Raw genomic sequence first — 15870 nt, forward strand, 5'->3', positions numbered from 1 at the left:
ATTTTTTTTCGTAAGGCTGTCTAATAATTGACAGCCTTTCTTTTCGTAAATAACAGGAAAGTTTATGCAAGCTAAGTTATCTTTCGTTATACTAGAGAAAAAATCCAAAAAGGATGTAAAGCAGATTCTTTTACGTGAGTGTAAAAATGAGAGTGGTGAATTAGATGGATGATCAAAACCAACAAGGATTTGAGAAAACCGAACATGATGGACAACAGGAAGAACAGGTGAAGCCTGCAAAAAAATTTATTCGTATTAAACCGTTTAGTTTCATCATGCTGATGTTCTTAACAATTTTATTGACAGCGGGCTTAACAATTTTTGCACTGACTTTTGGTGAAAAGAAGGTAGTCGAGGTTTCCGTTCCTGTAGAGCGAGAGGAATTTTCGGAGTTATATGATGCCTTTGATGAGCTGAAAAATAAATACTATGTTGAAATTGATGAAGAGGCTGTAATAACAGGTGCTATTAATGGGATGTTTGATGCCTTAGAAGACCCATATTCAGATTATATGGATGTAGTACAAGCTGAACAATTTAATAGTGATCTTTCATCAAGCTTCCAGGGGATTGGGGCAGAAATTCAAGAACGTAATGGAAACATTGTCGTTGTGTCGCCTATAAAAAACTCACCAGCCGAAAAAGCAGGGGTGATACCAGAAGATATAATCTTGACAGTCGATGGGCAAAGCATACAAGGTATGAGTGCCTCTGAGGCGGTATTATTAATTCGTGGTGAAAAAGGTACACCAGTTAAGCTAACAATCCAACGTGGCCAATCAGAAGAATTAATCGAAATGACAATCATTCGTGACGATATTCCAATTGAAACAGTTTACGGTGAAATGGGAGAAGACAAGATCGCCCATATTCAAATCACTTCCTTCAGTGAACAGACTTTCGATGAATTAGTTAAATTCATGGAGGAATTTAATGCAGATGGCATGAAAAGTATTATTTTAGATGTACGTCAAAATCCAGGTGGCTTCCTAACATCTGCAATTGATATCGCAAATCTTTTCCTTGATGAAGGAAAGCCAATTGTACAAGTGCAAGGGCGAGAAGGCGATGCGGAAGTAATGTTAGCTGAAGGTGGCAAGAAATACAGTCAACCAATAGTGGTTTTAATCGATAATGGTAGTGCATCTGCATCTGAAATTTTAGCTGGTGCTTTAAGTGAATCAGCCGGTGCTAAGCTTGTTGGTTTAAATTCCTTTGGTAAAGGGACAGTTCAAACAGTTAGCTATTTACAAGATGGTGCAAACCTAAAATATACAACAGGTAAATGGTTAACTCCAAATGGTAATTGGATTAATGAAAAGGGTATAGAGCCAGATGAAAAGGTTGAGTATCCAGAATACGCAACTGCTACTTATATTAACCCAGAGACTGAATTTAAAATTGGGAATGTTTCTCCATCAGTTCGTTCTGCTGAACAAATCCTAAACGCATTAGGCTATGAAGCTGGTACAATTGATGAAACCTTCGATGAAGCAACTAAAGCTGCAGTAGAATCCTTCCAAGAAGCTCACCAATTAGAACAAAGTGGAGTACTTGTTGGTGAAACGACGTATGCATTAATGGATGCAATCCGTGAGAAAATCAATAACGACGATCCACATATACTAAAAGCAAAAGAATTATTAACAGCTACGAATTAGAGCTGTTATTAGATTAAAAGTTATAGGAGAGGGCTGCTTTTGTTCAACTTATGAGCAATTGAAGGCCCTCTTTTTGTTAATTAAATTCAGGAAAGGTGTGCTGTAGATGAAAGATGTATATTTATTCAGCGGTTTTTTAGGTAGTGGCAAAACGTCCATGCTTACTAATGTCCTTAAACAATTTAAAGAAAAGGGGCTAAAGCCTGCTGTCATTATGAATGAATTAGGAAAGCTTCCATTTGACTCACAAGCAGTAGATGAAGAGATTCCTTTAAAGGAAATGCTTGAGGGCTGTATTTGTTGTTCAGGGGCAGAAAAAACGGAGGCTCAAATCCAATCACTTTTAGCGGATAATGAATTTGATGTCTTAATAATCGAAACTACGGGGGCAGCGCATCCTGTAGAGGCATTGGATGCGGTGTATTCCCCTTTATTTGCAGAAAGCCTCAATATTAAGGGAATAGTCACTGTTGCAGACAGTAAGCTCTGGCTTGATCGTTCTTCGTTAACACCTCAGGTTAGAAGTCTATTTATAGAACAAATTCGTCATGCACATCTTTTACTTGCCAATAAAATGGACTTATTAACTGAAGCAGAACAAGCGAAGGTTGTGTTTGAAATGCAGGGTGTCAATCCAAATGCTTTTATCCTGCAAACGACTAATGGAAAGGTCCCATTGAAGCTACTTGAAGGGTTACAGGCAACTGCACAAGCATCTAAGGACGATATTCAAGCTGCCAAAATTGGTAAACATCTACATTTAAGTTCGCGTCTTGTAGAGCTTAAGCAAAGTTTTTCTCAAGAGCAATTTGAGGAATGGGTTCGTTCTATGCCGTCCTCTGTATATCGAATTAAAGGCTATGTTCCGATAGAAGGAATTCGCAACCCCATGCTTTTCCAATATGCATATGGATTGGTGCAATGGATACCTGAATATATCAATATGCCTCCGAAGATTGTCATGATTGGCGAGAACATTCAGGAAATCGATATTATCGGCGAAAAATAAATGTAATATGGATGTCATATAAGATAAGTTTTTGCCTTATATAGCAATCTATAAAATTTGTCAATAGCATTTCAGTTGTAAGTTTTTCGTTTGCAGGAAAAGCCTTCCTATTTCTGCTCTTTCTAAACATATAGGTAGCCAGATTTTGAACTTGAGTTGGCAATGCTTCCAGGTTATGGATCCTTCTTTTCAATTATTCTCGTATATGATTAGTTGCGAGAGGAGGAATACAAAATGAAAAAATGGTTTATCACATTTTGTGCACTTGGTTTAATCTCAACACAAGCTCAAGCAGCAGATGCTGCATCTAATCAGGAGGAAGGGCAAGAAAAGTCTGTAAAACATGAAGTGAAGGTTATAAATATGAAACAATATGAAGATATTCTAGCTCAATTTAAAAATGAGTTGTCTTTCACGAATGTTCATAGTGTTAAAGATTTATCAAATAAACTGCAAATCTCAAAAGCTAACTTAGAAAAATTAATCGCGGTACAATTAAAAGGTTGTAAGGTTTCTGTAGGGGAACAGCCATCGCAAAAACCTGTTAAGAATGAAACTGCTAATGAACAAAAAGTTCAAGAGCCAAAAAAAGTGGAGAAGCAAGAATCTAGTAAGGAGCAAGAGGTGGTTAAACCTCAAGCTCCAGTGACGGAACAACCAGCAGTGTCAAAACCAGCTGAACAAGTGGAGGAAGCAACAAAACCCTCAACAGTAGCAGAGGCTGATTCTGTAGCTGGATTTGAAGCTCAAGTTGTGGAGTTAACAAATGCAGAACGTGCTAAATATGACTTGGCACCACTTAAAGCCTATAATCCTCTAATGAAGGTTGCTCGTGCAAAATCACAGGATATGGCTTCTAATAACTATTTCTCACATACAAGTCCAACTTACGGTAGCCCATTCGATCAAATAAAGGCTGCCGGGATTACTTATCGTGCTGCAGGTGAAAACATTGCTCAGGGTCAAAGAACGCCTGAAGAAGTTGTACAAGCATGGATGAATTCAGAAGGTCACCGTGCCAACATTTTAAATTCAAGCTTTACACATATTGGAATAGGCTATGTTGAAAACGGAAACTATTGGACACAGCAATTTATTCAGCTATAATTGTTGAGATTAATACCGAGCGAAGAGTTAGCTAACACTCTTCCTCGGTATTTTTTATTTGCTTGTAATGAAGCTTGAATCTGGGAAGTTTATATAATTAGTAGTTAGTAGTTTAAACTAGTGTAACAATAAGTAAAACTTCTTGAAAGTTGGTTGCTGAAGAAATAGAAACGGTTTAATCGATACTGAAACGATTTAGGACTCGGAAAAATAATTATTGAATAAGTACTCAAGGTATATCACTTAGTATCTTTTTATTTATTTGGATTGTTAGTAAAATGATATATGGTACAATATTGACTTAAACGGAAAGTTTATTGGTAAATTTTCATTATATTGTTTTGTAATCATATAAATTTAAGTGAAATACAATTTAGCTGTATTTAGATAGGGGTTTTTTTGTGAATCAAAAATCAATTATTTTAACAGGTGGCGGAACGGCGGGGCATGTTTCTTTAAACCAGGCGATTATTCCATCTTTGCTAAAGGAAGGATATGACGTTCATTATATTGGGTCTAATGATGGCATTGAAAAGGAGTTAATCACTCAAAGCTATCCTGAAGTTCCTTATCACAGTATTTCTAGCGGGAAATTACGACGTTATTTTTCAATGAAGAACTTTACCGATCCATTTAAAGTTTTAGCTGGAGTTGGTCAGGCTTTTTCGGTTATTAGGAAAGTGAAGCCGACAATGATTTTTTCTAAAGGGGGATTCGTCTCAGTACCAGTTGTAATAGCTGCAAAATTAGCTAAAATCCCTGTTGTTATTCATGAATCAGATGTTACACCTGGCCTTGCCAATAAAATCGCATTACCCTTTGCATCTCATGTGTTTACGATCTTCCAAGATACTTTAAAATACTTACCGATTGATAAAGCAACCTGCACCGGTTCAATTGTGCGTGAGCAATTATTTAAAGGGAATGCAGCAAAGGGGAAAAGCCTTTGTGGGTTTACGGACGAGAAAAAGGTATTACTCATTATGGGAGGAAGCTTAGGTTCTGTTGTACTTAACGATTCTTTAAGAAGTAATTTACCAGAGCTTCTTGCATCCTTCAATGTGATTCATCTATGTGGAAAAGGGAATGTGGATGCCTCTTTAGATAACTTAAAAGGGTATAAGCAATTTGATTATGTAACAACTGAACTTCCAGATTTGCTACATGCAGCTAGCTTTGTTGTTTCTCGTGCGGGCTCTAATTCAATTTTTGAATTTTTAGCTTTGAAAAAACCAATGCTTCTTATTCCGCTTTCAGCAAGTAAAAGTCGTGGTGACCAAATATTGAATGCGAATATTTTCGAAAAACAAGGCTTTGCTCATGTCTTAGAAGAGGAAATGCTTTCAAAGAGTACCTTTATGAAGGCCATCAACACATTAATACAAAAAAGTAATGAATATAAACAAGCTATGGAACAAGCGGAAAGCCCAAAAACACCAGATGAAATGGTAAAATTAATCCTTAAATTCGAGAAATAATTTGACTAGATGATTATGGTTAGATTTCAAGAACAAAAACAGCCTAGAAGCAAAAGCTTCTGGCTGTTTTTTAACATACTCATGTAAATATTTATAATAGCAAGAAGATACGAGAATTACATCGCTTGTTCTTCTTCGTTTGATTGGTCATTTGCAGAAACAATGTAGAATAAGTCTTTTGGAATTTTATATAAGTCAAATTTTGTTTCGCCTGCGTTGATTTCCTCATATAAAGCAGGGTTTGTTTCTGTTGCATCAATTACGTACGGTAGTTTTTGTGCTGCACGTTTTGACTTTTCATTTTCTTTACGGATACGTAAGAAAACTGTATGAATGTCTTTTTCAAAAAAGAGCTCTTTTAGAAATTCATGCTTTGCTGCTTGGTTATAACCTTTACCTTGAAATGGTACACCTATCCATGTTCCAAGGAAGCCAGCTCCATCTTGAATATCATATAAAGTGATCGTACCAATAGGTTGACCCCAGTCATCGGTTATCGTTCTTGAGATAGTCTTGCCTAGTTGTTCTTCTTCTAATAGTTGTTTCGTGATAAATAGATACTCTTCATCTGAGTTTACTTTATGACGAACGTATGGGAAAACTGTTGGGTGGATCATTAATTGGTATAACTCATTCGTTTCTGAAAGATCTCTATACTTTAACAAATGAAACGCCTCCTTTTTTAGGATAGTTGCAAAACTGAAAATTACTTAATAACAAGGCAACATTTGAAATAATATACCTAAAGGAACTAGACGTCAAACAAATATTTTTGAAGTTTATTAGTTTAAGAAAAATAGCATCAAAAATACTATATTTACATTTAAATTCTGTTAACATCATATTATAGAATTTCGATTTTATACAATAATTTTAATCTAAAAATACAATTTTTGCTCATTAAAAATTGTGAACAAATTATAAAATTTTTAAAAGATTTATTAAGTTGCTTCATAAATCATTTACAATTATGATAGAAGTAAAGATAAATAGGGAGCGATTGATGCGTGGAAAGAACATTTTTAAAAGTACATGGGTCAGGTAACACATTTTACTTATATAATACTAGCGACGAAAATGAGTTTAACTGGGTTGAACTAACGAAGTGGTTATGTCAAAAGGATAACCATAATGGTGCAGATGGGTTACTACTCGTTTTACCTTCAAAATCAGCAGATGCAAAAATGCGTGTGATTAATGCAGATGGTTCTGAAGCTTCAATGTGTGGTAATGGTCTCCGATGTGTGGCGAGATTTGTCTGTGAAAATTTAGATAAACAAGAAGCAATTATTGAAACAATGAAAGCAAACTTAAAAGTACGAAAAGAAGTATCATTATTAGCAGAAATTCCTACTTATGCAGTTGAAATTTCTCCAGTATCATTTTCGTTAACGAGTTTACCTATGGAGTATAAGCAACAAACTGAAATACAGCATCAAATCATTCCAGAATTTTCAGCTACGGTTCCATATACAGCTGTTTCTGTACCAAACCCACATTTAATCGGAATTGTAGAGCAGCAGGATATTCAAAATAATGCACATCAGCAAGAGTTATCTCAACATTTAAATGGTGAAAATAACTTTTTTAAGGACGGGGTAAATGTAAGTTATGTCTATCCAATGAAAAATGACACAATTTTCGTTCGTACTTTTGAACGAGGTGTCGGATTTACGAATGCATGTGGCACAGCAATGACCGCATCTGCACTTGTATCAAGGTTAAACAACATTGTAGATACAGATGTCGTCACTGTATTTAATCCAGGTGGCTTTGTTAAATGTGAAGTTAAAATCCTCGTGGATGGCTATAAGTTAACACTTATCGGTAATGCTACAGTTACGTCGTCCTATGTCGTTGATATCATGGATAACGAATTTAAATTTGTAAGCAGTCAACAAACTGGGGAACAAAAACTATACGAAAAATGTCTTGAACTTGTTAAGAAGGAGACCGCTTCTTTTGCTTCTTAATGATGAGTAGGAGGGTGTGTTCAATGTCTTTACAAAGCTTTTCCAAGGTTCAATTTGATTTGCTTTTTGAGAATAGCAGGGATCTGGTTTATTTCATGGAAAAAGACGGGGAGGATTTTCGTTACATCTATTTGAATAAATCATCTATTGAAATACTTTCTCAAAAGGTAGTTGGTAAAACAATTGCTGAAGTGATGAAGCCAAGTGATTCTGAAACAATCGCCCAAAATTATCATCAAGCCGTAGTTAAAAAAGGTCAGGTTAGTTACCAGGATTATATTTATTACCTTTCTGAAGTGAAAAAGTATGAAACAACGGTCATACCTATTTTTGATAACAATCGAACTTATGTGTTAGCAATAACAAAAGAAATTGCCTTCGACCGAGATTTAGAGGATAAATATCTATTCATGCGTTCAGTTTTCTTTAATTCATTCTTATCAACGGTTTTAATCTCAAATGATGGGAAGCTACTAGAAGCCAATCCCCAATTTTTAGAGGATTTTAATGTGAATATTGAAGAGGTTCGTTTAAAGAAGCTTATTGATCTACCCTTCATCTCTAATCAGGAGCAGCTAGAGCAGTATTTAAATGAATCATTTGATGGTACACACTTAACATCTAAGCTATTAACCTTCATTGACAAAAATGGGAATTCTAGAAGCTTTACGGCTACCTTTTCTCCCCTGATTCAGCTGGAGAAGGTAGCAGCGGTTTTCATCATCTTACAGGAAGTTACACAGCTAATTGAACAAGAAAAAGAATTGCGCACAACCTCTATGGGGCTTTCTAATTTTCAGTATGCCATTAATAGCGTTGCAGAAATTATCATCATGGATCCAAATTGCCGTATTTTAAATGTAAATGATCGTTTTATCCAGCAAATGGGGTATGTAAAAGAAGAGTTAATAGGTAATACACTTGAAATCATTAATTCTCGTACACATTCCAAAGAGTTTTTTGATAATATCTTTTCAATATTACATAAAGGTGAAGTTTGGCGAGGGGAAATTTGTAATCAAACAAAGAACGGTGCTCCGTACTGGGCTGATACAACCATTATCCCATTTTTTGATGAAGATGGTGCTATTAAACAATACATTAATGTCTATTATGATATTTCTGAAAAGAAAAGAATGCTGACAGAGCTTCAGAATATTGAGCATATGTTCAAGCTTATCACTGAAAATACGAATGATATGATTGTGATTACTAATGAGGATGGCATCATATTATATGTCTCCAAAGCCTATACGAATAAGCTTGGGTTTGATGAAGGGGAATTACTCGGTAAATTTTATACTGATATTCTATCCCCTGAAAGTAAGGTTAAATGGAATGAAGAGTTTTCAGTTGATTCTGATGGGGAAGATTTGAAAATTGAATTGATCCATCAATCGAAGTCAGGCGAGAATTTTTGGACTGAGTGCAATTACACAATAGTTAAAGATTTTCTACGTAACAAAGGGATTCAAATTATTATGGTTGCGCGAGAAATTAATGATAGAAAGGCGATAGAAAATCAACTATCATTTCTGGCCTACCATGATTCTCTTACTCAATTACCAAACAGACGTTATCTTCAAAACGAGTTTCCTAGCATCATAGAGAGCTCTAATTCGAACTCAGAATCCTTGGCAGTTCTTTATGTTGATGGAGATAATTTCAAAAAGGTAAATGACCAGTTTGGGCACAAGGTTGGCGATGAGTTTATCATACAATTCGGCAAGGCCTTATCTAGGAGCATTCGTGGAAATGACCTAGTCGTTCGAATGGGTGGCGATGAATTTGCCATTATTTTAACTGGATTACATCAGGAGAAAATAAGTCGGAAACAACAGGTTAAGCAAATTGTTGATAGAATCAATCAAAATTTAAAACGTGGTTGGTTGATATCTAACCAAATGTTTGCGCCAACAGCATCTATCGGCATTTCATTTTATCCAGACCATGGAGTAAGCCTAGAGAATTTATTATCCCATTCAGATAAGGCCTTATATGGTGTAAAGACGACGTCAAAAAATAATTACAATATATATAGTCCCGAACTATTATAGTTTGTTCTAGCCTCCTTTTAAGTTAAACTTAAAAAGAGGCTATTTATTTGCTTAAAGGGTGATAAGATGCAGAAGAAAATTCTATTAGTAGAAGATGAAAAAAATATAGCCCGTTTTATCGAGCTTGAACTAAAGCATGAACAATTTGATGTGTTTGTAACCCACGACGGTAGGGAAGGCTTGAATATAGCATTAGAACAACCATTCGATTGTCTATTACTTGATGTAATGCTTCCTGGTTTAAATGGGATTGAAATCTGTCGTAGAGTTCGTACACAGTCAGATGTACCTATTCTTTTAATTACGGCGCGGGATGCTGTAATGGATCGTGTGGCAGGATTAGATGCTGGTGCAGATGACTATATCGTGAAACCGTTTGCCATTGAGGAGCTGCTCGCAAGAATTCGTTCAGTTTTAAGAAGGGTTAATACGAATGTAGAGGAAGATTACGATCTTATTAAGGTGCGCGATATTATAATAAATCCCCAATCCTATGAAGTAAGCTTTGAGAATAAAAAGCTAGAATTAACTAAGACTGAATATGATTTGTTAAAGCTATTATGTGAAAATAAAAATCGGGTTTGCGAAAGAGAAATGATATTGCAATCTGTTTGGGGCTATAAAACTGAAGTGGAGACAAATGTTGTAGATGTTTACATTCGACACCTACGTGCTAAGCTGAAAACAGAGCTTGCACCATATATTGAAACTGTACGTGGCGTTGGGTATGTGGTGAGAGAATGAATAAAGTTATTAAACTTTTTCCAAATAACCAATCCTTAAAAAAGAAATGGACAATTTCAACAGCAATCGTCATTTTCATAAGCTATGCAGCTATCTGTAGTGTAATCTACATTGCACTATACTCCTGGCTAATTCAAAATGAAGAAAATAACGCCATTCGAACTGCCGACGATTTAACCTCTTTTTTTAACTCACAAGACGACTGGATATCAGTACAGGATATTCAAAAAAACACTGGTTTATCAAAGGCAATTTTAAATCAAAGTCAAACGGTTCGAATTTTTAACTTTGATGGATATGAAATAATAAGAATTAATAACGTTAATTCGGCAGTACCTTTAGAAGCCTCCTATGCACAGCTAGATAATATGATAGTGTCAAAAGAAGAAGTGGATCAGGAGGAAGTATATGTTGTTAATAAGCTTATCAAAACTCAGGACTTTACAGGGATACTGCAGTTAATACATCCCTTATCGACCTTCCATTCGATGATGCAATATATTTTAACCACAATGCTTATCGCAGGTTTTGGAGCTATATTATTAGCTGGATTTGTAGGCTATTATTTAGCAAATATTTTGATTAGACCTTTACAGGATTTACGTGATTCCATGTTATCCATTCAGAAAAAGGGTTTTGAAGAAAAAATCAATTTCTCCTATGATGCAGATGACGAAATTGGAGATTTGCTTAAGCTCTATGTATCGATGATGGCGGACTTAGAGAATTCTTTTGCAAAGCAGCAGCAATTTGTATCAGATGCGTCTCATGAGCTTCGTACTCCGATACAGGCAATTGAAGGGCATTTATCATTAATCAAACGATGGGGAAAAAATGATCCTGATGTATTAGAGGAATCCTTGAACACTTCACTTGTAGAAGTGATTCGCATGAAGAAAATGATTGAAGAGCTATTAAATTTGGCTAGAAAAGAAGAACGGGATATAGAGGCTGAAGCAAATGTGAGAAACGTTTTAAGCTCTGTAAAGGACGAGCTACAAATCATTTACCCTGAGGCGATTGTTAATATTGCTGAAAATGGCGAAGAAAAACAACCTAATATTACGGAAAACGCGTTGGCTCAGATTTTGCGTAATATTATCGAAAATGGAATTCGATATAATGATAAATCACCAGTGATTGATATTGACGTACACTACTTAACGGAAAGCATCTTTTTAACAATTAGAGATAATGGGATAGGAATTTCGAATGACAATCTGCCCTTTATCTTTGACCGCTTCTATCGAGTAGATGTCTCAAGAGAAAATATTGGCGGTGGAACCGGTCTCGGATTAAGTATCACCAAAATGCTTTCAGAGAAATATCAAATCGAAATGGACGTAACAAGTACAGTAGGAAAAGGTACAACTTTCACACTAAAATTTACTGTCTCCTAGTATAATTTTTAATATTGAGACAAAAAATGGGTTATTAGTCAAAAAAAATTGCTTATTTCGTGAAAAATAGTTGTTTTTTTTATTGAGAGTAGTAAGATTGATATGGAAAAAAAACGTTCTTCATTATCTTATTAATAATAAATATTAATCAATTCAATAGATAATTTCTATTGTAGAAGAATGGTAAAATATGAAATAATATTTTAGTTACAACAATGGAACTGCCTTAGGGCGAAATTTGGAGGTTATCTCATGTCGAACAATGTATTATTTGCTGGTTCCCCTTGGTCAGCATTTTCTGGTCCTAACTTAGGATACGTGATGGAGCAATACGATTTATTTTTACAATCTCCTGAACAAGTAGAGCCAGAACTAGTTGCACTTTTCCAGCAATTTGGCTCACCAGTTATTGGAAATGAACAAGGTGTAACTGAAAGTGTAACAACTCAACCAGGCAATACAGGCAATATTAAAAAAATCTTTGCTGCAGTACAATTAGCAGATGCAATTCGCGCTCACGGTCATTTAGCTGCTGATATTTACCCATTAAAAGACCGAAAATTAGATTCTTCACGTATTGAATTAGCTTCTTATGGTTTAACTGAATCTGACTTAGTAGAGATGCCAGCATCATTATTCTTTAATAATGCTCCTGGAAGCGTTATCAACGGTAAACAGGCAATCGACTATTTACGTTCACTATATACTGGGAAAATCGCTTATGAATATACTCATGTTCAAGAAGCAGAACGCCAATGGATTCAAGACAAAATTGAGTCTGGTACATCAGCTTTTAATCTAACTGCTGAAAACAAAAAAGCATTATTAGAAAGATTGACTCGTGTTGAAGATTTCGAGAAATTTATTCATAAAACTTTTGTTGGTCAAAAACGATTCTCAATTGAAGGTTTAGATACATTAGTAGTATTACTTGATGAAATCGTTAGAAAAGCTGACGAAGAAAAAATGAAATATTTACAAATCGGCATGGCACACCGTGGTCGTTTAAATGTTCTAACACACGTTGTAAACAAACCATATGATATGATGTTTTCTGATTTTGCACATGTTCCAAACGATTATTTCTTCCCAACAGATGGATCTTTAGAAATTACTAAAGGTTGGACTGGTGACGTGAAATACCATATGGGTGCAACTCATTCTAAAAAATCGGGCATGAAAGTAAAATTAGCTTACAACCCATCACACTTAGAGGTAGTAAGTCCAGTTATTACTGGTTCTACTCGTGCTGCACAAGAAGTAACTTCTAACGCTGGAAACCCTAGCCACGATCCAAGTAAAGCTGTAGCTGTACTTGTACATGGTGATGCTGCATTTGCGGGAGAAGGAATTGTTCAAGAAGTGTTCAACTATGCAAATACTGGTGGTTTCTCAACTGGTGGTTCCATTCACATTATCTCTAATAACATGATTGGATTCACAACTGAGCATTATGATTCACGTTCAACTCAGTATTCTTCTGATGTAGCTAAAGGTTATGGAATTCCTGTAATTCATGTTAATGCTGATGATCCAGAAGCGGTATTACAAGTTGCTGGTTTAGCATTCGAATACCGTAAAGTTTTCGGCAAAGATATTTTAGTAGACTTAATCGGATACCGTCGCTTTGGTCACAACGAAACTGATGACCCAACCGTTACAAATCCGTTAACATATCAAATCGTTACAAAACATCCAACGGTACGTGCACTTTATGGAGAAAAATTAACTAACGAAGGTATCCTAACTCATGATCAAGTGAAAAAGCTTGATGAAGAGGTTTATGCAGAAATGCAAGCATCTTACGATCATGTTAAACAAGTGGGTGCTGAAAAAGGACATTTCGATATCGAAATGCCTGAAGCAGTTAAAAATGAATATCCTGTAGTAGATACAAGTGTAAGTAAAGAAGACCTAAAACAAATTAATGACGATTTATTAGCATGGCCAGAAGGCTTTGAGCCACAAAACAAGCTTGCTAAAATCTTAAATAAACGTGTTGAAGCTCTTGAAACTGATAAAATCGATTGGGGTCATGCTGAAACATTAGCATTCGCTGCAATTTTACGTGATGGTAATCCAATCCGTATTACAGGTCAAGATGCACAACGTGGTACGTTCTCTCAACGTCACCTAGTATTACATGATAAAAACTCAGGCGCTGAATTAGTACCATTACACAATGTATCGGATTCTAAAGCATCATTCTCTGTACACAATTCACCATTAACAGAAACTGCTATTGTTGGATTTGAGTACGGTTATAATTTAGAAAATGATAATGCTTTAACAATTTGGGAAGCCCAATTTGGTGACTTTGCTAATATGGCACAAGTTATGTTTGATAACTTTATCTCGTCATCGCGTTCTAAATGGGGAGAAAAGTCTGGCTTAGTATTCCTACTGCCAAATGGTATGGAAGGTCAAGGTCCAGAGCACTCTTCAGCACGTATTGAAAGATATCTACAATTGTCGGCTGAAAATAACTGGATTGTTGCAAACTGCTCAAATGCAGGAAACTACTTCCACTTATTACGCCGTCAAGCGAAAATGTTAGGAACTGAAGCTATTCGTCCTTTAATCATTCCTTCACCAAAATCTTTACTTCGCCATCCATTAGCTGCGGCCTCACAGGAACAGCTTTCTGAAGGTGGTTTCCAAGAAGTAATTGAACAACCTGGTTTAGGTGGCAATGCTAAAAAAGTGGAACGCATCATTCTTGCTTCTGGTAAAGTAACAATTGATTTAGCAGACCGTGTGCAAGATGGGAAAGAATATGATAATCTTCATATTGTTCGTGTTGAACAGCTTTACCCATTCCCATCACAAAAAATTGCTGATATCATTGCAAAATATCCAAATGCAAAAGAAATCTATTGGGTACAAGAAGAACCTAAAAACCAAGGTCCATGGAAATATGCATTAGAATATTTACTAGACCTAGCAGATGGTAAAAAGGTAAAATATGTTGGACGTCCAGAAATGTCTTCAACTTCTGAAGGTGACATGGATTCACATAAAATTGCGCAGGCAAAAGTTATTGATGAGGCGCTTGCTAAATAAATTACTATTTTAATTTACTGATTAAAACAGCTACACTATGATAAGTAGTAGCGATACCATATGTACCTTTTACAAGGTACATATGATATTTAAAGGAGGATATTTAAAGTGGCTGAAATTAAAGTCCCTGAATTAGCAGAATCAATTACAGAAGGTACCATTGCACAATGGGTAAAAAAAGTTGGAGATCGCGTTGAAAAAGGCGAATTCATCGTTGAATTAGAAACTGATAAGGTAAATGCAGAAATTATTTCAGAAGAAGCTGGTGTTTTAACTCAAGTATTAGCTGAAGAAGGCGATACGGTTTTAGTTGGCCAAGTAATCGCCGTTGTAGAAGCAGGAGAAGGTGCTGCACCGGCTCCAGCAGCAACACAAGAAGCTCCTAAAGCTGAAAGCGCTCCAGCAGCTGCACCAGCACCAGTTGCAGCACCAACACCAGCTCCAGTGGTAGAAGAAACTTCTAATGAACGTGTAGTTGCATCACCAGCTGCTCGTAAATTAGCTCGTGAAAAAGGAATTGACCTTGCTGCAATCTCACCTGTAGATCCACAAGGCCGCGTACGTGTTCAAGATGTAGCAGCTCATGGAACAGCTCAAGCAGCACCAGCAACACCTATTTCTACAACTAATGGTCCAGTTGTATTTGCTCCAGCAGCAGAAACGGATCGTGTTACAATTGAAAAAATGTCACGTCGTCGTCAAACTATCGCAAAACGTTTACTTGAAGTTAAACAATCTACAGCAATGTTAACTACTTTCAACGAAATCGATATGACGAACATCATGGCATTACGTAAGCGTAAACAAGAAGAGTTCGTGAAAGCTAACGACATTAAACTTGGTTTCATGTCATTCTTCACAAAAGCAGTAGTTGCTGCACTTAAAAAATATCCTTACGTTAACGCTCAAATCAATGGTGATGAAATTCACTTAAACAACTTCTTCGATATCGGTGTAGCTGTATCTACTGAAGAAGGCTTAGTAGTACCAGTTGTTCGCGATGCAAATGCTAAAAACTTTGCTGAAATCGAAAAAGATATTGCTGATTTAGCTAAAAAAGCACGTGAGAAAAAATTAGGTTTAAATGACATGGCTGGTGGTTCATTCACAATCACTAATGGTGGTGTATTTGGATCATTAATGTCAACACCGATCATGAACGGTACACAGGCTGGTATTTTAGGTATGCACTCAATCGTTCAACGTCCAGTAGCAGTAAACGGAGAAGTTGAAATCCGTCCAATGATGTACGTTGCATTATCATATGACCACCGTATTATCGATGGAAAAGATTCTGTTGGCTTCTTAAAAACAGTAAAAGAATTAATCGAAAATCCAGAAGATTTACTATTAAATTCATAATTTCCTTAAAAACTAC

At 35.9% G+C, this 15870-nt stretch carries 11 protein-coding genes; 10 read left to right on the forward strand and 1 reads right to left on the reverse strand.

Annotated features, from left to right (window positions below; translation table 11 throughout):
• The first annotated feature begins 164 nt into the window (after window positions 1-164).
• The 4 genes from LG296_RS09165 (at window position 165) to LG296_RS09180 (ending at window position 5255) form a co-directional block, all read left to right on the forward strand.
• Window positions 165-1661, forward strand: a complete 1497-nt coding sequence (locus tag LG296_RS09165) for a S41 family peptidase (protein WP_107936132.1) — start codon at window positions 165-167, stop codon at window positions 1659-1661.
• Between the two features lie 106 nt (window positions 1662-1767).
• Complete coding sequence (locus LG296_RS09170; RefSeq protein ID WP_107936134.1) at window positions 1768-2670, forward strand: GTP-binding protein; 903 nt, start codon at window positions 1768-1770, stop codon at window positions 2668-2670.
• 234 nt (window positions 2671-2904) lie between these two features.
• Entirely contained in the window at window positions 2905-3777 is an 873-nt protein-coding gene (locus tag LG296_RS09175) for a CAP domain-containing protein (RefSeq protein ID WP_107936136.1), read from the forward strand.
• Window positions 3778-4178: 401 nt separating this feature from the next.
• Entirely contained in the window at window positions 4179-5255 is a 1077-nt protein-coding gene (locus tag LG296_RS09180; protein ID WP_107936138.1) for an undecaprenyldiphospho-muramoylpentapeptide beta-N-acetylglucosaminyltransferase, read from the forward strand.
• 116 nt (window positions 5256-5371) lie between these two features.
• On the opposite strand, the gene LG296_RS09185 is transcribed toward LG296_RS09180, so the two are convergent.
• Window positions 5372-5920: a GNAT family N-acetyltransferase gene (locus tag LG296_RS09185; protein WP_107936140.1), complete on the reverse strand. Its 549-nt coding sequence runs from the start codon at window positions 5918-5920 to the stop codon at window positions 5372-5374.
• A 342-nt stretch (window positions 5921-6262) separates the two neighbouring features.
• Between LG296_RS09185 and dapF the strand changes: the two genes are divergently transcribed.
• The 6 genes from dapF (at window position 6263) to odhB (ending at window position 15854) form a co-directional block, all read left to right on the forward strand.
• On the forward strand, window positions 6263-7228 hold the full coding sequence (gene dapF, locus LG296_RS09190) for a diaminopimelate epimerase (protein WP_107936142.1): 966 nt from the start codon (window positions 6263-6265) through the stop codon (window positions 7226-7228).
• Between the two features lie 23 nt (window positions 7229-7251).
• A complete protein-coding gene (locus tag LG296_RS09195) occupies window positions 7252-9285 on the forward strand; it encodes a bifunctional diguanylate cyclase/phosphodiesterase (RefSeq protein ID WP_181418070.1) in 2034 nt (677 codons plus the stop codon).
• Window positions 9286-9351: 66 nt separating this feature from the next.
• A complete protein-coding gene (locus LG296_RS09200) occupies window positions 9352-10029 on the forward strand; it encodes a response regulator transcription factor (protein WP_107936146.1) in 678 nt (225 codons plus the stop codon).
• Window positions 10026-11429, forward strand: a complete 1404-nt coding sequence (locus tag LG296_RS09205) for a cell wall metabolism sensor histidine kinase WalK (RefSeq protein ID WP_107936148.1) — start codon at window positions 10026-10028, stop codon at window positions 11427-11429. Before LG296_RS09200 ends, LG296_RS09205 begins: the two co-directional genes overlap by 4 nt.
• 252 nt (window positions 11430-11681) lie before the next feature.
• Complete coding sequence (locus tag LG296_RS09210; RefSeq protein ID WP_107936150.1) at window positions 11682-14492, forward strand: 2-oxoglutarate dehydrogenase E1 component; 2811 nt, start codon at window positions 11682-11684, stop codon at window positions 14490-14492.
• A gap of 108 nt (window positions 14493-14600) precedes the next feature.
• Window positions 14601-15854 (forward strand): 2-oxoglutarate dehydrogenase complex dihydrolipoyllysine-residue succinyltransferase, encoded by a 1254-nt coding sequence (odhB, locus tag LG296_RS09215; protein WP_107936152.1) that lies wholly within the window; start codon window positions 14601-14603, stop codon window positions 15852-15854.
• Window positions 15855-15870: the final 16 nt, after the last annotated feature.

Origin of the sequence: Ureibacillus chungkukjangi, from assembly GCF_044795995.1 — a bacterium.
GTDB classification, from domain to species: Bacteria; Bacillota; Bacilli; order Bacillales_A; family Planococcaceae; genus Ureibacillus; species Ureibacillus chungkukjangi.

Coding starts and splice junctions, on each gene's coding strand:
- LG296_RS09165 (WP_107936132.1), top strand. CDS start 165: ATGGATGATCAAAACCAACAAGGATTTGAGAAAACCGAACATGATGGA.
- LG296_RS09170 (WP_107936134.1), top strand. CDS start 1,768: ATGAAAGATGTATATTTATTCAGCGGTTTTTTAGGTAGTGGCAAAACG.
- LG296_RS09175 (WP_107936136.1), top strand. CDS start 2,905: ATGAAAAAATGGTTTATCACATTTTGTGCACTTGGTTTAATCTCAACA.
- LG296_RS09195 (WP_181418070.1), top strand. CDS start 7,252: ATGTCTTTACAAAGCTTTTCCAAGGTTCAATTTGATTTGCTTTTTGAG.
- LG296_RS09200 (WP_107936146.1), top strand. CDS start 9,352: ATGCAGAAGAAAATTCTATTAGTAGAAGATGAAAAAAATATAGCCCGT.
- LG296_RS09205 (WP_107936148.1), top strand. CDS start 10,026: ATGAATAAAGTTATTAAACTTTTTCCAAATAACCAATCCTTAAAAAAG.
- LG296_RS09210 (WP_107936150.1), top strand. CDS start 11,682: ATGTCGAACAATGTATTATTTGCTGGTTCCCCTTGGTCAGCATTTTCT.